The following is a 19,824-nucleotide window of genomic DNA, read 5'->3' on the forward strand; positions in this document are numbered from 1 at the left end:
GATAGGCAGAGTTGAATCCGTCCGTTGGCACTGGAGAAGAAGCGGCTTTTACATATGACGAATGACAGCAAATTCTTTCTCAGCCCCAAAAGAGCTCCGGTGCCGATAAAATGAAAAAGGGTGAAATGAAAATGAAGACAGTAATCATTGCAACGAAAAATAAAGGGAAAGCCAAGGAGTTCGAAAGCTTATTTTCTGCTAAAGGTTATGAAGTCAAAACACTTCTCGATGTACCGGATGCCCCGGATGTGGAGGAAACAGGCACGACCTTTGAAGAAAATGCGATCCTGAAGGCAGAGGCCATTGCCCATCAGCTAGGCCACTTTGTCATTGCTGATGACTCCGGATTGATTGTAGATGCATTGGAGGGCCGTCCAGGCGTTTATTCTGCCCGCTATGCTGGAGAGGCCAAGAGTGATGAAGCAAACACGGAAAAAGTCCTCCGCGAACTGGAAGGCGTGCCAAAAGAGGCTAGGACGGCGAGATTTTATTGCGCCTTGGCACTAGCGTCACCCAACCAGGAAACGATTACGGTATCGGGAACGATGGAAGGCTTGATCACGGAACAGCCCTCAGGAACGAATGGATTTGGTTATGATCCCATCTTTTTTGTAGAGGAACAGGGCAAAACAAACGCTGAATTGACAAAAGAGGAAAAAAACCAAATCAGCCACCGTGCCAACGCATTGAGGGCTCTAGATGAAAAACTTGATCTATTTCTAAAAAGGGAAGAAGGAATGTGACGATGAAAGTGCTAATAATGAGTGACAGTCATGGCTTAACTCATGAAATCAGCATGATTGCCGAGCGTCATAAACAAGAGGTCGCCGCCATGATCCATTGCGGTGATTCAGAGTTGGAAAGAAATGATCCTCACATGGCGGAGTTTTTGGCTGTTGGCGGGAATTGCGACTATGATTCGGCATATCCGGATGATATTGTGGAGAATATCTCAGGCAAGCGTTTCTTCGTTACGCATGGACACCTCTATAACATAAATATGACCTTGATGAACCTATCTTATAAAAGTGAGGAGACAGGGGCGGATATTATTTGCTTTGGTCACTCCCATGCTCCAGGTTCAGAGTGGATTGACGGCAAGCTCTTCATCAACCCGGGAAGCATACGGCAGCCGCGGGGACGAAAAGAGAAAACCTATGCCATTTTGGAGATTGGAAATGACCAACTTGAAATCATCTATTATGACCTTGAAGGAAAAATCGTTGAGGATCTAAGAAATGCTTATCAAATGGAATGACTTCATGTATAATGAACAGGAAGCGTTTTTCCCCGCTTCCTGGTTCTTAAAAAAAGAAAAAAACTTTTTTTGAAAAACCGTTGACTTCCTTTTGATATCCTACTATAATAAGAAGTGTCCTAAGGGAACAGTTAAGGTAATACATAAGTTTTACCGCAACTTATATCATAAACGTCTCAGTAGCTCAGCTGGATAGAGCAACGCCCTTCTAAGGCGTCGGTCGGGAGTTCGAATCTCTCCTGGGACACTAACTTAAAAAGCCAAAACCTTCTAAAGGTTTTGGCTTTTTTACTTTTTTCGGTGTTTAAGCTAACGAGGGTCATTTTGATTTGCATCCTTTTAACCATGAAATTTTTTATTTATATTTATCGCAGGTGGATGACCATTTATGTCGAACTTGTAATAAATAAGGAGATGTTTAAATGAATAAAGATAGATTATTCAAGTTCATTCAAACTTCCACTCGGGGCAATTTCTTCTCAGTCGAAATAACCGAAGATGGAACAGAAGTGGTCCAATTAGCCAAAGAGTTGGAAAAAGAAGGAAGAATCAAGTTGAGGGAATGTAAACGAAAAGAAAAAGGTGTTTATCTGGAAGGAATACTTAAATTTGTGCCTAGCTAATACTTAATGAGCTCTGCGAAGGATTTTTATTAGGAATTTCATAAAACATCCTTCGCCGACAAAATGGGAATCGGAGACCGAACAGTGAGGTGAGGGTTAAAAAAATCCATGAACGGTCGAATATTGTGTGGTTTGCTCAGGTCTTTATGTTCTTAACTGTAATCCTCACTGGATTTAAGAAATTTGCACAGCGCTACTGCCGAATAACTGGCAGCCGAGACACCAAAAGTGCTTGCTTTAATGCGACTTGGCAGACAATCGGCGGAAAGGGAGCGAATTTCCGAAATCAACTCCAACTTTCTCCAATAAAAAACTGTAGGCAAAAAGATTTCTATCTGAATTTTTAAACATAGTTGACTGTGTTGGGTGTGCGAGACTCCTGCGGGAATAGCAGTGCCTGGGGCAACGTTCAATTTGTACAAGCTAAAAGAACTGTAGGTAAAATCGACTTACATCGAATTTTGTCAGCAGCTGAGGCATCCATACTTGGATGTCTTTTTTTTGATATCAAATTCTATTTAAGGTTTGGAGATTTTCACGGTTTTTGATTATTGCCGTATTCAATTCTTCGACGGGTGAACTTTTTTCATCAGCTTCACTCAGCTGCATCGATTGTTTTTGAATAAGTGATTCAATCGTGTGACCTTGAATTGTTCGGATACATTTTTTTGTAATGCCATGTGTAAATCGGTGTTATGGATCGATGGAATCGCCTCGTTTTCCTCTTTCGATAAGATATCCTCCTCTAAAGATTATTCACGTTTATAAAGCATATTATTGGGGAAATTCCGCTTATTACTCATGATACTATATCGGCATAGTGCCATGGGAACCGTAAAATGGAAGGTGAATCCCTTATCAGCTTTATGTTATGAAGCCCCTCTGACTAAGAAGGCCATAATTTGCTGGAGTTATAAAAAACCAGAAAAAACATTGACATAATACAAACAAGTCAATATTATGTTTATTATATTATAAACTTTATAGGGAAGTGTTTGTTTAATGAAGGACGCGGAAATGTTTTGGAGCGCATCTCAGGATGAGCTTAAACAAGGATACATCGAAGGTGAGAATCAATATGTTTGTTTGCTGTGTGGAAATGCAGTTGAAAAGGGGATCGTATACCCGAAAGATGGAGTTCTTTATGAAGCGAAGAGGTATATGCGCATTCATATTGAACATGCGCACAGCTCGGTTTTTGAATACTTGATTGATCTCGATAAAAAACTTACAGGTCTCACCGACCATCAAAACCGTCTCCTTCGCCTTTTTTACCAAGGGAAAAATGATGCTGAGGTTCAGGAGGAAATGGGAATTGGCAGTCCTTCCACGATTCGGAACCATCGCTTTGTGTTGAAAGAGAAAGAGCGTCAGGCTAAGTTGTTTTTAGCCCTGATGGAACTTTTGAAAGATAAAGATGAACACGCGCCGGCATTTATCCCGCTTCATCAAAAAGCAAGGATGGTCGATGATCGTTATAACGTTACTGAGGATGAAAAGGTGACTGTACTGAAAAAATACTTCCCTAAAGGCAGTCAGGATGCATTAAAGTCTTTTCCGCCAAAGGAAAAACAAAGGCTGATCATTCTCCAAGAAATTATGAACCGTTTTGAAAATGAGCGGAAATACGAAGAAAAGGAAATCAATCAAATATTGGGTGCGATTTATCATGATCATGTTCTTTTGAGAAGATACTTAATAGAATATGGATTCTTGGATAGAAAGCCTGATGGGAGCCAATATTGGCTGAAGAAATGATGACTGGGGGCAAGAAAGATGGATCGTAAAAAAGAATTGAAGCAATTATATAAAGAAACGAAGGTTGAAGCAGGGGTATACCAAATCAGAAATACGGTAAATAATAAAGTCTTTATCGGAAGCACCAGGAATTTAAAGACGTTGAAGGGGAAACAATTTGAATTGGAAGTCGGGACAAACACCAATAAAGTGCTGCAAAGTGAGTGGAAACAGTATGGGAAAGATGCTTTTTCTTTTGAGGTACTGGAGGTCTTGAAGCCAAAAGAAACAGGTTTTTTTGATGCTAAACGGGAATTGAAAAAACTTGAAGAAAAGTGGATGGAAAAAATAGAGCCTTACGAAGAACGGGGATACAATAGAATGAAACCCGCTGACTTATAAGTGGCCTTTAGGGATTCTCCTTGATTCTCGGCTCCCGATTTACCTCTTTGATGCATTTCATTCTTATTTCTTTATGAAAAATAAGGTATTATGGAAGCGGATGGTAATATATTTAAGTGTTTATGATTAGGGGGTGCTGAGATGGAAAATGGAGATGGATATCTACGGGCGAAAAAACGGGTTGAAAACCTTAAGGCATTCTACATTCATATAATGGTGTATGTATTGGTGAACGTCATGTTGATTGCGATTAACCTTTTGACGGATCCCGGTTATTGGTGGTTCCTTTATCCCCTCGGTGGGTGGGGGATTGGTGTTCTGATACATGGAATTACCATTCTTGCACAAGGAAACTTCGGGTCTGAGTGGGAAGAAAGAAAAATAAAAGAATATATGGAAAAGGATAAAAAGAACGGCTGAATTTGGGCGTGTTCAAAACAGGGGGTCATTTGTGGCTCTTTTTTTTGTGGGAAAAATAATCGGTGGATCTCACTTGTTGTAAGTTTTTAAATGGTTTAAGCTAGTAATGAGGGACCTGTCTATAAAAAAGGGGGAAACCCGTGGAGGACCTTCACTAAATAAATAATTAATCTTAGGAGTTGCGAATGAAAAAAATAGGATGGACCATAACGGGAATAGGGGCAATCATGGCGCTGGGGGCCTTGCTTTATCCTTTGAATGTTATTGATAAAACTCTATGTATATATTTATTGCTCGGCGGTGCAGGGCTAATGTTTGCCGGGTCAATGTTCAGGGCCTTTTCGCTCCTGAAAAGATGACTGATTTTACCATTTGATAATAACGCTCGATTAAGGTGATGACATGGAGAAAAACCAATTGAAATATGCCCAGCAGCATCTGGCTAATGAACGCACCTTCTTGGCATGGATAAGAACGGTGATTGCAATAGTGGGAGTTGGCTTTCTTGCGACAAGCCTGCATTTTACGATTGGTGTGCATCGGGATGCCCGGATTGACTTGATCAGTATCGTGCTGGGGATGTTTGCGTGTGCATTGGGACTTGTGATTACCGTTCTGGCGACAATCGGTTATCTTCAGAAGAAACGGCAAATCAATGAAGGGACGTTCCAGTCTTCAAGTGCGCACGTAATTCTAATCGCTGTTTTTATGGTCATATTGTTATCGATGATCATTTTATATTTTGTTTTCATTTAAAACTGTCCTAACCTGAATAGGGCAGTTTTTTCAGTTTCTGCTATTATATACTTATTCTTACATCATTACGGGAAGATTTCTTCCATCAATTTAATGCCACCAAAAAACGAAAGCGTTAAAAACACTGTATTTCAGGTTATGAAAGAATCATTCAGACTTAGACTAATTCGAAGAAAACGAGTTTGTTTTAATGTTATGGCGGTTACAATTTGGGCGTGGATTTCCGATCCAGGCACTCGCTTTAGACGGGCGGCCTAGGTGAGCCTGCGGAGTCTCGCACCTTCCTCAACAATCAACATCGTTATGAAAATCAGATAGAAATGATACTATAGGAGTTAAAGGTATTGGGTACTTTAGGTCCGTCGGTTTCGTGAGCATCATTTGATGAAAGATACGTTTTTGAACCCCTTCTGTAGACAAATTGAAATAGTTAAACCATCATCGGTTTGTGAATAAACTTCACATGGGTAATTCCTAACTTTATAATCCTTGAAAGTACTTGCTTTATTCAATTTCAATCACGTTTTAAATATTTGTTTAATTTCATTTTTGTGAGATATGATAAAGAGGAATGAAAAGGAGGTCATCGTGATGGTGGATATCAAAAAAGGTGAAAGTTCTTTTTTTGTCGAAGAATCTGGTGAGAAACTAGCGGAAATTACATTCTTTAAATCAGGTGATGATGAGATCACGGTCGATCATACCGTTGTTTCTGACAAGCTTCGCGGGCAAAAGGTAGGAAATGCCCTTGTTGAAAAGATCATAGGATTCGCAAGGGAGGAAAACCTGAAAATTGTTCCGGTATGTTCGTTCGTTCAAAAACAATTTGAAAAAAATGCAGAATACGAGGATGTATTGGCTAAATGAACCGGAGGGCTGACTTAGGGGATGATTAATATCTCCTATGTTCAGCCTTTTTTTCATTTTTCAGATAATCTTTACACTCCCAATAAAATAATGGTAAAGCCTTTCCTCATGCAGTTATGTTTGCATTTAATATAGGGGAGGTGCTAGGATGGCCATCAAATTACAAACCCTATTGAATCACGCAAAGGAAAACATGGGAAGCGGTATGAACCCGGTCGTGAACGAGACGATACTCGAAGTGGTGAAAGCGGGGATATTTGTTCAAATAACGGCTGGTTATCGAAGTTTCCGGGAACAACATGAACTGTATGAACGAGGCAGAACGAATAAATCCAAGCCAATCGTGACTTATGCCAGAGGGGGGCAATCCTTGCATAACTATGGCCTTGCAGTCGATTTTGTCATCCTTAGTGGTGACGGCAAGCGGGCACTGTGGACAGAGGGCGAGAAGCGGACAAGGGTGGCAGCCATAGCAAAATCCCTTGGATTTGTTTGGGTAGGGGATTTTGAATTGTTCCGTGATTTTCCTCACCTTGGAATGTCAGGCGGTTTATCAACGAGAGATCTTCAAAAGGGATGGCGGCCTTATCTTATATCAAGAGTGGCGTCCGCAATCAGTGAAAATGAGGCTGAAAGGAAAAATGGATGATTCTTTTTTTAGGGAGCCGATACTTGTGACTGCCATCATGTGGATGATGCGTGACATGAATCATTTAATGGGGATATCCGGTGTTTTTAAAAATTAAAAATTGAAAAAACTTTTTTTATAAAATGTGGCCATGATAGGTATGTAAGCGGATACAACAAATCTTTCAATTTAGAATTATCAAAAAATTTCAAAAAACCTGTTGACTACTACCTGAAATACACGTAAGATAATCACAAATACAAGACATCAAACATAAGCGTTTCGAAAAATATGAATAATGCGAAAAGCATTGAAGAGGATAAGTAGTCTTTTAAAAAGGCAGTCACAGAGAGCCGGGTAGCTGAGAGCCGGTATTGTCCCGAAAGATGAACTCACCTTGGAGTTTCAGCTTGAACGTCTGACTAGTAGAGCTGAACGGGTGCGTACCAGTACCCGTTACCAAAACAGAGAATAGTGTAGTCTATTCAAAGTGCGCATGGAGTTTCATGCGAAAAAGGGTGGTACCGTGGAGTGGCTCATCAAGCCTTTTCACCCCTTTATCTTGCCGAGTGCAAGTACATTTGGGGTGAAAAGGCTTTTTTGTATGCTTAAAAAGCTGAAAATTCTGAATTTTGAGAAAAAATTAATTAGGAAAGCGAAGGAGGTTTTTTACGAAATGACACAAAAGTCAGTTGTTGCTGATCGGAAAAGTGGAAAGACACATTATAGTGGTGCCGAATTTCTGCTGGAAGCATTGAAAAAGGAAAATGTTGATGTCATCTTTGGTTATCCAGGAGGTTCTGTATTGCCGATTTATGACAAACTTTACAGTTCAGAACTTTTTCATATTTTGACAAGGCACGAACAAGGTGCGATTCATGCAGCGGAAGGATACGCCAGGATTACCGGCAAGCCGGGGGTGGTCATCGTCACATCCGGTCCAGGGGCAACGAACATCGTCACTGGTTTGGCAGATGCAATGATCGACTCTTTACCGCTAGTTGTAATTTCAGGTCAGGTAGCTACCAGTGTAATCGGCTCGGATGCTTTCCAGGAAGCGGATGTACTGGGGATTACTACCCCGATCACAAAACATAACTATCAGGTAAGGAAGCCGGAAGACCTTCCGCGCATCATAAAAGAAGCGTTTTATATCGCTTCCAGCGGCCGGCCCGGTCCAGTATTGATCGATATACCTAAGGACATGGCCATTTTGGAAGGTGTATCGACGGATGAGGAGCCAGAAATGAATCTCCCTGGCTATCAGCCGACGACCAAGCCGAATTACTTACAGATCAGAAAGCTTGTTGAAGCCGTAAGCGGGGCGAAAAGACCGGTCATTCTTGCAGGGGCAGGTGTCCTGCATGCAAAGGCCTCCCATCTATTAAAGGAATATGTCGAGCAGCAAGGCATCCCAGTCGTCCACACTTTATTGGGTCTTGGGGGCTTTCCGGCGGAACATCCACTCTTTATCGGAATGGGTGGTATGCATGGCTGCTATGCAGCAAACATGGCGTTAGCGAAATGTGATCTATTAATCAATATCGGTGCAAGGTTCGATGATCGATTGACTGGGAATCTAGCGAAATTCGCACAGCACGCAACGGTTGCCCATATCGATATTGATCCAGCCGAAATCGGTAAAAATGTTCCGACAAAAATTCCAGTTGTCGGAAGTGCTAAAGAAGCACTATCGGAATTGATTGCGCAAAATGGCAAGAAATCGGAAATTGATGAATGGACAACACAGCTTACTGCATGGAATGAAGAGTTCCCATTGCGCTATACCCATGAAGAAGGCGTATTGAAACCTCAGCGGGTCATCCAGATGCTTCATGAAAAAACGAATGGGGAGGCCATTGTTACGACCGATGTTGGACAGCATCAAATGTGGGCAGCACAGTACTATCCATTTAACAAACCGAATTCATGGGTCACTTCCGGTGGATTGGGGACGATGGGCTTTGGCTTACCTTCGGCTCTCGGAGCGCAGCTGGCGAATCCGAAAGCGACGGTGCTTTCCATATCGGGGGATGGTGGATTCCAGATGTGCCTGCAGGAACTCTCGGTCATTGCCGAAATGAATCTGCCAATCAAAATCATCATCGTCAATAACGGTGCACTAGGGATGGTAAGACAGTGGCAGGAACTCTTTCATGATAACCGTTTTTCACACAGTATTTTTCAATCGCATCCGGATTTCGTGAAATTGGCCGATGCCTATGGAATTCCGGGATATAAGGTGACGACGGAGGAAGAAGCAAGCAACTGCCTGGATGTAGCGTTAAAGACTGATGGTCCAGTGTTGATTGATTTCCGGGTCAAACAAAACGAAAATGTCTTTCCGATGGTAGCACAAGGAAAAGGGCTAGATGAAATGGAAGGAGTTTAATCAATGAAGGGAATTCTTAGCCTCACCGTGAACAACCGGCCAGGCGTCCTTAATCGGATTACGAACCTGTTCACGAAAAGAAATTATAACATTGAAGGCATGACTGTCGGACCTTCCGAACAGGATGGCATTTCAAGGATGACCTTTGTGGTCGATGTCGATGACGAAACTGTCATTGAACAGATCACCAAGCAGCTGAATAAGCAGATCGATGTTTTGAAAGTATATGATATTACGAATCAATCGATTGTGGCGAGGGAACTTGCACTCATTAAAATATTGGTGACTACACAAACCCGAGCCGAGATTTATTCAGTCATCGAACCCTTCCGAGCTTCAGTTATTGATGTCAGTAAAGATAGCGTGACCGTCCAAATTACAGGGGAATCGGATAAAATCGAAGCTTTCATTGAACTGATCAAGCCATATGGCATCAAGGAATTGGCAAGGACAGGGACTGCCGCCATCCCGCGTGGAATGCAAATTGCACACGCTAAGAGTGCGACAATCGTATAAAACAAAAACAAAAACAAAAACAAAAACAAAAACAAAAACAATGATGAAAAGGGAGATGTAATTATTATGGCAAAAGTATATTATAACGCAGAAGCAAACGAGAATTTCTTCAACAATAAAAAGGTAGCGGTAATCGGATATGGTTCACAAGGACACGCACACGCTCAAAACCTACGTGACAGCGGTGTAGATGTAATCATCGGAATCAGGAAAGGTAAATCCTTTGATAAAGCGGTGGAAGACGGCTTTAATGTTTACACAGTGAAGGAAGCAGCTGAACAGGCAGACGTGATCATGAACCTATTACCGGATGAAACTCAGCCGAAAGTATACCAAGAAGAAATCAAACCGGTATTGCGTGCAGGTCAAGCGTTAATGTTCGCACACGGATTCAACGTACATTTCAATCAAATCGTTCCTCCGGCAGACGTAGATGTTTTATTAGTCGCTCCAAAAGGTCCTGGACATCTTGTTCGCCGTACATATGAACAAGGGGCAGGGGTGCCGGCATTGTTCGCCATCTATCAAAATGTTACGGGTGAAGCAAGAGAATTGGCACTTGCGTACGCTCGGGGAATCGGTTCTTTAAGAGCTGGCGGTTTGGAAACCACTTTCCAGGAAGAAACGGAAACGGATCTATTTGGAGAGCAAGCTGTACTTTGCGGCGGATTGACTGCCCTTGTGAAAGCTGGATTCGAAACCTTGACAGAAGCTGGATATCAACCGGAAGTAGCATATTTCGAGTGTTTGCATGAACTTAAGTTAATCATCGACCTTATGTATGAAGGCGGTATGGAAAACATGCGCTATTCCATCTCTGACACAGCTCAATGGGGAGATTTCGTTTCTGGACCACGCGTTGTGACGGAAACTACGAAAGAGGCAATGAAAGCGATCTTGAAAGACATCCAAGACGGTGAGTTCGCTAAAGGATGGATCTTGGAAAACCAAGCGAATCGTCCAGTCTTCAATGCGATCAATAATCGTGAAAACCAACATCAAATCGAAGTGGTTGGCCGTGAATTAAGAAAAATGATGCCATTCGTAAAACCTCAACAAAAAGAGAAAGAAGTGGTAGCCGTTGCGAAAAATTAATATATTTGAAACCACACTTCGTGATGGGGAGCAATCCGCCGGTGTAAATTTAAATTTTACCGAAAAACTTGAAATTGCTTATCAGCTTGAAAGATTGGGTGTTGATATAATCGAAGCCGGTTTTCCGGCAGCATCCAAAGGGGATTTCAACTCCGTACAGGAAATCGCGCGCAAAATCAAAAACAGCTCTGTCACAGGGCTGGCGCGTGCTGTAAAAGGAGATATCGATGCAGCTTGGGATTCATTAAGGGGCGGCGCAGAACCAAGATTGCATACGTTCATCGCCACTTCGCCCATTCATCGTGAATATAAGTTGAAAATGTCTAAGCAGCAAGTGATTGAAAGGTCGGTTGAAATGGTTAAGTACGGAGCAGCGCGTTTTCCGATCGTACAATGGTCTGCAGAAGATGCAAGCCGCACGGAACTTGACTATTTGGCTGAAATCGTTGAAGCGGTCATTCAGGCTGGTGCCAAGGTCATTAACATCCCGGATACAGTAGGGTATGCAGCTCCAATCGAATATGGCAACATTTTCAGATACCTTCGTGAACATGTTCCTTCTATTGAAAAAGTTAGTTTATCTGCACACTGTCATGACGATCTTGGAATGGCGACGGCCAATTCATTGGCGGCCATCGAAGGCGGGGCTACGCAAGTCGAAGGCACAATCAACGGAATTGGTGAACGTGCCGGAAACGTGGCACTTGAAGAAGTGGCCATGGCACTTTACATCCGTAAAGATTTCTATCATGCGGAAACGGGTCTTGTATTGAATGAAATTAAAAGGACCAGTGATTTGGTCAGCCGCCTTACGGGAATGCAAGTTCCTGCTAATAAAGCCATTATTGGTGCCAATGCTTACGCACATGAATCAGGCATTCACCAGGATGGCGTGTTAAAAGAAAAAACGACATATGAAATCATATCACCTGAACTCGTCGGGGTTTCGTCCAATTCACTCGTTTTAGGAAAGCATTCAGGACGCCATGCTTTCAAAGAAAGATTACAAGAGTTGAATTTTACGGTGACGGATGAGGAAATGAACTCATTATTCGTCCAGTTCAAGGAATTGGCTGATAATAAAAAGACCATGACGGATGAAGATATCGTTGCGCTGGTGCTTGAAGAGAAAGCGACGGATATCAGTTTCTATGACATGATTTCCTTGCAGATATCACATGGCACCCATCAGACGGCGACTGCAACGGTCACACTGAAAAAAGGCGATAATGAAGAGATTCAGGAAGCGGCTACAGGTGCAGGAAGTGTAGAAGCCCTATATAACACGCTTGAAAGATGTTTGGGCAAAGAGATCAACTTGCTGGACTATCGAATTCAATCGGTGGGGGGCGGAATGGATGCCCTCGCACAGGTTTTTGTGAAAATTGATTATAACGGTGTGGAAACAAGCGGCAGGGGTCTTGATCAGGACGTCTTGGAAGCATCCGCCAAAGCGTATTTGAACGCTGTTAACCGTGTGATCATCATGAAGGAACTGGAAGAAAAAGCAGTATTACAATAGGAAGGGGAGATTTCGATGAAAAGGAATATTGCGGTGCTTCAAGGAGATGGCATCGGGAAAGAAGTAACAAGAGGCGCTGTAGAAATCCTCGAAGCCGTTGCCCAAAGATATGGACACGATTTTGAATTTCAATATGGTGAGATTGGCGGAGGGGCCATCGATAGCACAGGTTCACCCCTGCCGGATGAAACAGTGGAGATTTGTAAAAACAGCGATGCGGTATTATTAGGGGCCGTTGGAGGACCTAAGTGGGATGACCAGCCTGCGCACCTAAGACCGGAACGAGGTTTGTTGAAAATCCGAAAAGATTTGAATCTTTATGCTAACATCCGTCCAATCAGCTATTATTCCAGCTTGTCGGAATCTTCTCCTCTTAAGAAGGAATTCATTGAAGATGTGGATTTCGTGATTGTCAGGGAACTAACTGGCGGCCTTTATTTCGGAAAGCCAAGTGAGCGCGTTGAAAAAGAAGGGAAAGAAGCGGTCGTCGATACACTTTTCTATCAGAAAAGCGAAATGAAGCGCATCATCGAACTTGCTTTTTCATTAGCATCGGAGCGCAAGAAAAAAGTAACTTCCGTGGATAAAGCGAATGTTCTTGAATCCAGCAGGATGTGGCGTGAGACGGCTGAAGAAATTGCCAAGGACTATCCGGATGTAATCCTTGAACATATGCTTGTTGATAATGCAGCCATGCAATTGATCAAAAACCCGAAACAATTTGATATTATCGTGACGGAGAATATGTTCGGCGATATTTTAAGCGATGAAGCGTCGGTATTGACTGGCTCGCTTGGAATGCTTCCTTCCGCCTCCATATCAACTAATGGTCCTAATCTATATGAACCGATTCATGGCTCTGCCCCGGATATCGCAGGCAAAAACCTGGCTAATCCGATTGGGACGATTTTATCGGCGGCTTCCATGCTGCGTCTATCCTTTGGTTTGGAAGATGAGGCGAAAGCAGTTGAACAGGCGGTGGAAACGGTCCTTGAATATGGCTTGAGAACAGGTGATATCGCAAATGGCCAACCGACAATTACGTCTACCTCTGAGATGATTGCAGAAATAAAAGCAAACCTTTTAGACCAGGAAGCCATTTCCAACATCATGGGAGCTTACGCATAAACTTCTTTCACGGCCTAACATTAGGCCGTGTTTTTTAAAAAAAATACAAGATTGATCGAGGTGGGATAGTGATGGGTAAGTCGATAATAGAGAAAATATGGGATCGCCATATTGTAAATGAAGAGGAGAATAAACCGGATTTAATTTATATAGACCTACAATATATTCATGAAGTGACCTCTCCGCAAGCATTTGAAGGATTGAGATTAAAAGGACGGAAAGTCAGGAGACCCGATCGTACTTTCGCGACAATGGATCATAATGTGCCAACCGTTAATCGCTATTTCATCGAGGATGATATTGCAAGGAAACAACTAGAGGCGCTTGAGCAAAACTGTAAGGAGTTCGGTATCCGCCTTGCTGATTTAGACAGTCCGGATCAAGGTATCGTTCACGTTATCGGGCCTGAATTAGGGCTTACACAGCCAGGGATGACGATTGTCTGCGGAGACAGTCATACTTCCACGCATGGTGCGTTTGGCTCGATTGCATTTGGAATCGGTACGAGTGAGGTCGAGCATGTTTTGGCCACACAAACCCTATGGCAAACAAAACCCAAAACATTGAAGCTTGAGGTCAATGGCAAGCTTGGTCATGGCGTGATGGCGAAAGATGTCATTTTATATGTAATTTCCAAATTCGGCGTCGATTTCGGTACGGGACATATCATTGAGTATTGCGGGGAAGTTTTCCGGGATATGTCAATGGAAGAAAGAATGACGGTCTGCAATATGTCGATTGAAGGCGGGGCAAGAGCAGGACTGGTAGCTCCTGATGAAACAACGTTCTCTTATTTGAAAGGCCGTAAATATTTGCCGAAAGGAGAAGAGTTCGAGCAATGTGTTCAGGACTGGAAGTCACTTTCCAGTGACGAGGATGCTGTTTATGACCAAGAAATCATTCTTGATGGCAGCCTGATTTCACCAATGGTCAGCTGGGGGACAAATCCTGGAATGGCTAGTGGCGTGGACGGAAAAGTACCTACCCTCGCAGAGGATATCATGGATCCTAAGGAACTGAATCGAGCCATTGAGTATATGGGCCTTGAGGAAGGGATGCCGATCACGGAAATTCCCGTACAACATGTATTCATAGGATCGTGTACCAATTCACGCATTGAGGACTTACGGCAAGCCGCAGGAATGATCGATGGCCAAACTGTTCAAAAAGGGGTTCGGGCGATGGTCGTTCCCGGTTCACAAAGCGTCAAAAGGCAAGCGGAAGATGAAGGGTTGGATGAAATTTTCAAATCTGCTGGCTTCGAATGGCGCGAATCGGGCTGCAGCATGTGCCTGAGCATGAACCCTGACGTGGTTCCGGCCGGCGAGCATTGTGCCTCCACAAGCAATCGGAACTTCGAAGGCAGGCAAGGAGCTGGGGCAAGAACACACCTGGTTAGTCCAGCTATGGCTGCCGCGGCTGCCATTCATGGGAAATTTGTCGATATTAGGAATTTGAAAAGAACTGAACAAGTCCAATAAGAATACGAATTAACCGGAGGTGCAGAAAATGGAACCCATTACTATATATAAAGGAAGAGCGGCGGCACTTGACCGTAAAAACGTGGATACGGACCAAATCATTCCAAAGCAATTTTTAAAAAGGATTGAGCGAAGCGGATTTGGCGAATTTTTATTCTATAACTGGCGTTTTGATGAAACCGGGAAGAAACGTCCTGATTTTGAATTGAATCAGCCCCATAATCAAAACACGTCCATTTTAATAGCAGGTGAAAATTTTGGCTGCGGTTCGTCCCGTGAGCATGCCCCTTGGTCTTTGAAAGACTACGGGTTCGATATCATCATCGCTCCGTCTTATGCTGATATCTTTAAAAGTAATTGCATGAAAAATGGCATGGTCCCCATCGCTTTGACCCAGACTGAAGTAAACTATTTAATGGAGAGAGTGTCAGCACCTGATTATGAGCTGACTATCGACCTTCCCAATCAGACATTGAAAGATGGTCAAGGGTTTGAAACGAGCTTTGAAATTCATCCATATTGGAAAGAAATGCTCGTCAAAGGCTGGGATGAAATTTCGATAACGCTTCAATATGATAAAGAGATTTCTGCCTATGAATCTCAAAAAAAGGCTGTATCGAGTATTTAATAGAAAAAAGTCATTTCCCGTTATCCTTTCTTATTGAAAAGGATACGGGATTTTTTTTATCGGGAAAGAAGGTATCCGCCCATATAAATTTTTGTGTTTCCAGCTATTACATGCTAAACTGTTTCTCAAAAAGCGAACGGTGAGGCGGAAAATAGGATGGATGATGAGAACAACCAAAAGAAGGCCGGAGAAACAAAGATTATCGCCTTTCCAAATCTCGGTGAGAGGCTGATTGTAAAAGGACTGGATGAGCTTGGTAACAGGAACTTTAAAGCGGCTGCACAGCTTTTCAGCCAAGCTAGGGAGTATGAGCCCGAAAATGATGAAGTTTGCATGGGCCTGGTGGTTTCACTAGTTGAACTTGAGTATTATCAGGAGGCAAAAGAGTTGTGTATAGAGATGCTGAATAAAGGCATCGGCGACTATTTTCAACTGATCAATATTTATTTGATGGTACTGCTGCAATTAGGCGAGCATCAGGAAATGGTCACGACGATCGAACTGCTATTTGAAGAAAACCAAATTCCCTTTGATAAAGAGGAACATTTCGAAAAGATGCTTCAGTTCAGTAAAAGGGCCCTTGAGGATAAAAAAGAAGAGAAAGAAAGGCAAAATCAACAGCTTTCAGAGGAAATGCAGGAGGATGAACTTTTTGAAGGGAAAACGGATAATGAAATGCTTATGGTCATTTCAAAACTCACGAATATCAATATTCGACCATTTATCCCTCAAATCGAAGAATTTCTACAAAAAGATGAGGGACATCCTTTCTTCAAAACGATGCTCCTTAACATCCTTATCGACCAGGAGTATAACGAGGAAATGACGGTGAGGAAATTCAATCAATCGAAGTCGGTCATCCCAAGGGAATTGAAAAGTTTGAAGGAGACGGACTTCTATAAGATGGTGACCGGACTGGCCGAAGAGGAAATCAGTCAGGATAATCCGAGCTTATATGAAATGGTCCATAGTTTGATTGAACGTCATTCTTTTTTATTGTTTCCTTTTGAACCAGGACCTGAAAGCTTGCCTGCATGGGCAGCTGCCTACCATGCCTTGGCGGAAGAGTACATGACCGGGGAAGTTTCCGTGAGGGCCTTAGCGGATCTTTACAAGGCAGATGAGGAAAGCGTTGCGGATATTCTTTCCTATATAAAAGAAATTGAAGAAATTTCTTATCCTATTATTTAAGCTATTGCTGTTGTAACAGATTAATCCTGTGGTATAATGTAGTGGTTGTAATGTATAATTCGTCTAATTTTGACGATTTCCCCATTATTTTGGGGGTATATTTGAAGGATGACTTGTTAACACTTGCAAAGCATAATCATCCAATGCTTATTATTGAAGTATATAGATTTTTGGAGGGAAACACATGTCTGTAAAATGGGAAAAACAAGAAGGTAATCAAGGCGTACTAACAATTGAAGTTGACGCTGCAAAAGTAAACGAAGGTTTAGACGCAGCTTTCAAAAAAGTAGTGAAACAAGTAAATGTACCTGGCTTCCGTAAAGGTAAAATGCCACGTCAAATGTTCGAAAAAAAATTCGGCGTAGAATCACTTTACCAAGATGCGCTTGATATCATTCTTCCAGATGCTTACGCAAATGCTGTCGAAGAAGCTGGAATTCAGCCTGTAGATCGTCCAGAAATCGACATCGAGAAAATGGAAAAAGGCGAAAACCTGATCTTCACTGCAACTGTAACAGTTAAGCCTGAAGTTAAATTGGGAGATTACAAAGGTGTTGAAGTTGAAAAATTCAATACTGAAGTAACTGACGAAGATGTTGAAAACGAATTGAAAACTTTACAAGAGCGTCAAGCTGAACTTGTCGTTAAAGAAGAAGGACAAGTCGCTGAAGGCGATACGGTTGTTCTTGACTTTGAAGGATTCGTTGACGGTGAAGCATTCGAAGGCGGAGCTTCAGAAAACCATTCATTGGAAATCGGTTCAAACTCTTTCATTCCAGGATTCGAAGAGCAACTTGTCGGTCTTGAAACTGGCGCTGAAAAAGATATCGAAGTTACATTCCCTGAAGAATACCATGCTGCTGAACTTGCAGGTAAACCAGCAGTATTCAAAGTGAAAATTCACGAAATCAAAACAAAACAACTTCCTGAGTTGGATGATGAGTTCGCGAAAGATGTCGACGACGAAGTGGAAACTTTGGTTGAACTTAAAGAAAAAACAAAACATAAATTAGAGCATGACAAAAAACATGAAGAAGAAAACTTCATCCAAAACACTGTAATTGGTAAAGCTGTTGAAGGTGCAGAAATCGACGTTCCTGAAGCAATGATTTCAAACGAAGTTGACCGCATGATGAATGAGTTCTCTCAACGCATCCAATCTCAAGGTCTTAATTTAGAACTTTACTACCAATTCTCAGGTCAAGACGAAGAAGCTTTAAAAGCGCAAATGAAAGAAGAAGCTGAAGGACAAGTTCGTACGAGCCTTACTCTTGAAGCAATCGCAGAAGTTGAAAAACTTGAAGCGACTGACGAAGATGTAGAAGCTGAACTTGCACAAATGGCTACTATGTACAATATGGAAGTTGACGCGATCAAACAAGCTCTTGGAAACTTAGATGGAATCAAAGGCGATCTTAAAATTAAGAAAGCAATTGACTTCTTGGTAGAAAACAGCAAAACAGTTGACGCTAAATAATTTTTATAAATAAGTAGATTTAAATATTTCCTTTAAAAAAACAAGGCGCGAGTAATCGTGCCTTGTTTTATACATATTGAGAATTAGTGTAAATTTTAAATATCGGTTAATTCCTGATTGATTTTTTTTGGATTTCGGTGTAGATTAGTTCTAATACCGCATATACATATTTATACAGCAAATCCTGCTTTTAAAAATCCGAAGTTTTGGGCATGCTGGTAAAGGGCAAATACATATTGATTGATTATTGTACTTATTTAACAACTCGGACCGTGAGCATTTTTGTTACTAAACTTCCAAGAACATGATAAAATGCAAAACATACTAGGGATTTTGGAATGTTTAAGCAGATGTGTGCCTAGTTTTTTTCTTTACGATTAGGTACCGCTATGTAATAGAGTTGGAAGAGTATTTAAAGGGGTGAACGTACATGTTTAAATTTAATGATGAAAAAGGACAGTTAAAATGTTCTTTTTGCGGTAAAACACAAGAACAAGTCCGTAAACTGGTTGCTGGTCCAGGTGTCTATATTTGTGACGAGTGTATAGAACTTTGTACGGAGATCGTCGAGGAAGAGCTGGGAACTGATGAAGAAGTAGAATTCAGAGATGTTCCTAAACCTATGGAAATCCGCGAAATTCTTGACGAATATGTGATTGGACAAGAACAGGCAAAGAAATCTTTGGCTGTAGCTGTTTATAACCATTATAAACGTATCAATTCCAATAGCAAAGTCGACGATGTTGAGCTTTCTAAAAGTAACATCGCCCTAATCGGACCGACGGGAAGCGGGAAAACCCTTCTTGCGCAAACATTGGCACGTTTACTCAATGTTCCTTTTGCCATTGCTGATGCCACTTCCTTGACGGAAGCTGGATATGTTGGGGAAGATGTTGAAAACATCCTTCTCAAATTAATCCAAGCAGCTGATTATGATGTGGAAAAAGCTGAAAAAGGCATCATTTATATTGATGAAATCGATAAAGTTGCCCGTAAATCGGAAAATCCTTCCATTACACGTGACGTGTCTGGTGAAGGTGTGCAACAAGCTTTATTGAAAATTCTTGAAGGAACGGTTGCAAGCGTTCCGCCTCAAGGTGGACGTAAACATCCACATCAGGAATTCATCCAAATCGATACGACCAATATTTTGTTCATCTGCGGCGGTGCCTTTGACGGCATCGAACCGATCATCAAACGCCGTCTTGGGCAAAAAGTCATTGGTTTTGGCTCTGACGTGAAAAAGGATGATGTTGCAGAAAAAGAATTGCTTTCCAAAGTTCTTCCTGAAGACTTGCTTCGTTTCGGATTAATTCCGGAATTCATCGGACGTCTTCCGGTAATTGCGACTCTTGAGCAATTGGATGAAGCGGCTTTGATTGAGATCCTTACACAGCCGAAAAATGCCCTTGTTAAACAATATCAAAAATTACTTGAGCTTGACGATGTTGAATTGGAATTCGAACAAGAAGCGCTAAGTGAAATTGCTAAAAAGGCAATTGAACGCAAAACTGGTGCACGTGGTCTGCGCTCCATCATCGAAGGCATCATCCTTGAAGTGATGTTCGATCTGCCTTCACGTGATGATGTTGCAAAATGTGTAATTACAGGCAGCACGATTTCGAAAAATGAATCTCCAAAGCTCGTCCTTAAAGACGGTACAACCATAAAAGGACAAGAAAAGAAAACATCTGCTTGATTTA

General features: G+C 42.0%; 20 protein-coding genes, 1 tRNA gene and 1 other annotated feature. All 21 genes read left to right on the forward strand.

Annotated features, from left to right (window positions below; translation table 11 throughout):
* Positions 1 to 131 precede the first annotated feature (131 nt).
* A complete protein-coding gene (locus OTG27_RS16245) occupies positions 132 to 743 on the forward strand; it encodes an XTP/dITP diphosphatase (protein WP_048689045.1) in 612 nt (203 codons plus the stop codon).
* A gap of 2 nt (positions 744 to 745) precedes the next feature.
* Positions 746 to 1,258 carry a metallophosphoesterase gene (locus OTG27_RS16250; protein ID WP_057276662.1) on the forward strand — a complete coding sequence of 171 codons (513 nt, stop codon included), beginning with the start codon at positions 746 to 748 and terminating at the stop codon, positions 1,256 to 1,258.
* A 173-nt stretch (positions 1,259 to 1,431) separates the two neighbouring features.
* Positions 1,432 to 1,505 (forward strand) — tRNA-Arg (locus OTG27_RS16255).
* A 175-nt stretch (positions 1,506 to 1,680) separates the two neighbouring features.
* Positions 1,681 to 1,881 carry a hypothetical protein gene (locus tag OTG27_RS16260; RefSeq protein ID WP_034308956.1) on the forward strand — a complete coding sequence of 67 codons (201 nt, stop codon included), beginning with the start codon at positions 1,681 to 1,683 and terminating at the stop codon, positions 1,879 to 1,881.
* Between the two features lie 1,002 nt (positions 1,882 to 2,883).
* Positions 2,884 to 3,639 (forward strand): DUF2087 domain-containing protein, encoded by a 756-nt coding sequence (locus OTG27_RS16265; protein WP_063590486.1) that lies wholly within the window; start codon positions 2,884 to 2,886, stop codon positions 3,637 to 3,639.
* A gap of 18 nt (positions 3,640 to 3,657) precedes the next feature.
* The gene (locus tag OTG27_RS16270) at positions 3,658 to 4,020 is read left to right on the forward strand and encodes a GIY-YIG nuclease family protein (RefSeq protein WP_268937426.1); all 363 of its coding nucleotides are present in this window, start codon (positions 3,658 to 3,660) and stop codon (positions 4,018 to 4,020) included.
* A gap of 141 nt (positions 4,021 to 4,161) precedes the next feature.
* Entirely contained in the window at positions 4,162 to 4,440 is a 279-nt protein-coding gene (locus tag OTG27_RS16275) for a 2TM domain-containing protein (protein ID WP_057276659.1), read from the forward strand.
* Between the two features lie 185 nt (positions 4,441 to 4,625).
* Positions 4,626 to 4,799 (forward strand): hypothetical protein, encoded by a 174-nt coding sequence (locus OTG27_RS16280; RefSeq protein WP_164468799.1) that lies wholly within the window; start codon positions 4,626 to 4,628, stop codon positions 4,797 to 4,799.
* 43 nt (positions 4,800 to 4,842) lie between these two features.
* Positions 4,843 to 5,196 (forward strand): YidH family protein, encoded by a 354-nt coding sequence (locus OTG27_RS16285; RefSeq protein WP_034308949.1) that lies wholly within the window; start codon positions 4,843 to 4,845, stop codon positions 5,194 to 5,196.
* Between the two features lie 591 nt (positions 5,197 to 5,787).
* Positions 5,788 to 6,063 (forward strand): GNAT family N-acetyltransferase, encoded by a 276-nt coding sequence (locus tag OTG27_RS16290; RefSeq protein WP_053535861.1) that lies wholly within the window; start codon positions 5,788 to 5,790, stop codon positions 6,061 to 6,063.
* Between the two features lie 148 nt (positions 6,064 to 6,211).
* Positions 6,212 to 6,712, forward strand: a complete 501-nt coding sequence (locus OTG27_RS16295) for a M15 family metallopeptidase (protein WP_268937427.1) — start codon at positions 6,212 to 6,214, stop codon at positions 6,710 to 6,712.
* A gap of 280 nt (positions 6,713 to 6,992) precedes the next feature.
* Positions 6,993 to 7,251, forward strand: a binding site (T-box leader).
* Between the two features lie 116 nt (positions 7,252 to 7,367).
* Complete coding sequence (gene ilvB, locus OTG27_RS16300) at positions 7,368 to 9,083, forward strand: acetolactate synthase large subunit (protein ID WP_230135440.1); 1,716 nt, start codon at positions 7,368 to 7,370, stop codon at positions 9,081 to 9,083.
* Positions 9,084 to 9,086: 3 nt separating this feature from the next.
* Positions 9,087 to 9,599 (forward strand): acetolactate synthase small subunit, encoded by a 513-nt coding sequence (ilvN, locus tag OTG27_RS16305; protein WP_034308941.1) that lies wholly within the window; start codon positions 9,087 to 9,089, stop codon positions 9,597 to 9,599.
* A gap of 66 nt (positions 9,600 to 9,665) precedes the next feature.
* Positions 9,666 to 10,694 (forward strand): ketol-acid reductoisomerase, encoded by a 1,029-nt coding sequence (ilvC, locus tag OTG27_RS16310; RefSeq protein WP_048688871.1) that lies wholly within the window; start codon positions 9,666 to 9,668, stop codon positions 10,692 to 10,694.
* Complete coding sequence (locus OTG27_RS16315) at positions 10,681 to 12,216, forward strand: 2-isopropylmalate synthase (protein WP_268937428.1); 1,536 nt, start codon at positions 10,681 to 10,683, stop codon at positions 12,214 to 12,216. The genes ilvC and OTG27_RS16315 overlap by 14 nt, the downstream gene beginning before the upstream one ends.
* 15 nt (positions 12,217 to 12,231) lie before the next feature.
* Complete coding sequence (gene leuB, locus OTG27_RS16320) at positions 12,232 to 13,344, forward strand: 3-isopropylmalate dehydrogenase (RefSeq protein WP_034308935.1); 1,113 nt, start codon at positions 12,232 to 12,234, stop codon at positions 13,342 to 13,344.
* A 71-nt stretch (positions 13,345 to 13,415) separates the two neighbouring features.
* Entirely contained in the window at positions 13,416 to 14,825 is a 1,410-nt protein-coding gene (leuC, locus tag OTG27_RS16325; RefSeq protein WP_034308934.1) for a 3-isopropylmalate dehydratase large subunit, read from the forward strand.
* Positions 14,826 to 14,853: 28 nt separating this feature from the next.
* Entirely contained in the window at positions 14,854 to 15,453 is a 600-nt protein-coding gene (gene leuD / locus OTG27_RS16330) for a 3-isopropylmalate dehydratase small subunit (protein ID WP_034308930.1), read from the forward strand.
* Between the two features lie 156 nt (positions 15,454 to 15,609).
* On the forward strand, positions 15,610 to 16,644 hold the full coding sequence (locus tag OTG27_RS16335; protein WP_268937429.1) for a tetratricopeptide repeat protein: 1,035 nt from the start codon (positions 15,610 to 15,612) through the stop codon (positions 16,642 to 16,644).
* Between the two features lie 184 nt (positions 16,645 to 16,828).
* Complete coding sequence (gene tig / locus OTG27_RS16340) at positions 16,829 to 18,121, forward strand: trigger factor (protein WP_268937430.1); 1,293 nt, start codon at positions 16,829 to 16,831, stop codon at positions 18,119 to 18,121.
* Positions 18,122 to 18,551: 430 nt separating this feature from the next.
* Complete coding sequence (gene clpX, locus OTG27_RS16345) at positions 18,552 to 19,820, forward strand: ATP-dependent protease ATP-binding subunit ClpX (RefSeq protein ID WP_057276653.1); 1,269 nt, start codon at positions 18,552 to 18,554, stop codon at positions 19,818 to 19,820.
* The last annotated feature ends 4 nt before the right edge of the window (positions 19,821 to 19,824 follow it).

The sequence above is a fragment of the Peribacillus sp. AS_2 genome (assembly GCF_026891895.1).
Taxonomy (GTDB): domain Bacteria; phylum Bacillota; class Bacilli; order Bacillales; family DSM-1321; genus Peribacillus; species Peribacillus frigoritolerans.

Excerpts from the sequence above, each read along its gene's own strand:
- OTG27_RS16285 (WP_034308949.1), top strand. The coding sequence starts at position 4,843 with ATGGAGAAAAACCAATTGAAATATGCCCAGCAGCATCTGGCTAATGAA.
- OTG27_RS16295 (WP_268937427.1), top strand. The coding sequence starts at position 6,212 with ATGGCCATCAAATTACAAACCCTATTGAATCACGCAAAGGAAAACATG.
- ilvC (WP_048688871.1), top strand. The coding sequence starts at position 9,666 with ATGGCAAAAGTATATTATAACGCAGAAGCAAACGAGAATTTCTTCAAC.
- OTG27_RS16250 (WP_057276662.1), top strand. The coding sequence starts at position 746 with ATGAAAGTGCTAATAATGAGTGACAGTCATGGCTTAACTCATGAAATC.
- OTG27_RS16245 (WP_048689045.1), top strand. The coding sequence starts at position 132 with ATGAAGACAGTAATCATTGCAACGAAAAATAAAGGGAAAGCCAAGGAG.
- leuC (WP_034308934.1), top strand. The coding sequence starts at position 13,416 with ATGGGTAAGTCGATAATAGAGAAAATATGGGATCGCCATATTGTAAAT.
- OTG27_RS16280 (WP_164468799.1), top strand. The coding sequence starts at position 4,626 with ATGAAAAAAATAGGATGGACCATAACGGGAATAGGGGCAATCATGGCG.
- leuB (WP_034308935.1), top strand. The coding sequence starts at position 12,232 with ATGAAAAGGAATATTGCGGTGCTTCAAGGAGATGGCATCGGGAAAGAA.
- OTG27_RS16265 (WP_063590486.1), top strand. The coding sequence starts at position 2,884 with ATGAAGGACGCGGAAATGTTTTGGAGCGCATCTCAGGATGAGCTTAAA.
- OTG27_RS16260 (WP_034308956.1), top strand. The coding sequence starts at position 1,681 with ATGAATAAAGATAGATTATTCAAGTTCATTCAAACTTCCACTCGGGGC.
- OTG27_RS16270 (WP_268937426.1), top strand. The coding sequence starts at position 3,658 with ATGGATCGTAAAAAAGAATTGAAGCAATTATATAAAGAAACGAAGGTT.
- tig (WP_268937430.1), top strand. The coding sequence starts at position 16,829 with ATGTCTGTAAAATGGGAAAAACAAGAAGGTAATCAAGGCGTACTAACA.
- OTG27_RS16290 (WP_053535861.1), top strand. The coding sequence starts at position 5,788 with ATGGTGGATATCAAAAAAGGTGAAAGTTCTTTTTTTGTCGAAGAATCT.
- ilvN (WP_034308941.1), top strand. The coding sequence starts at position 9,087 with ATGAAGGGAATTCTTAGCCTCACCGTGAACAACCGGCCAGGCGTCCTT.
- clpX (WP_057276653.1), top strand. The coding sequence starts at position 18,552 with ATGTTTAAATTTAATGATGAAAAAGGACAGTTAAAATGTTCTTTTTGC.
- OTG27_RS16275 (WP_057276659.1), top strand. The coding sequence starts at position 4,162 with ATGGAAAATGGAGATGGATATCTACGGGCGAAAAAACGGGTTGAAAAC.
- leuD (WP_034308930.1), top strand. The coding sequence starts at position 14,854 with ATGGAACCCATTACTATATATAAAGGAAGAGCGGCGGCACTTGACCGT.
- ilvB (WP_230135440.1), top strand. The coding sequence starts at position 7,368 with ATGACACAAAAGTCAGTTGTTGCTGATCGGAAAAGTGGAAAGACACAT.
- OTG27_RS16335 (WP_268937429.1), top strand. The coding sequence starts at position 15,610 with ATGGATGATGAGAACAACCAAAAGAAGGCCGGAGAAACAAAGATTATC.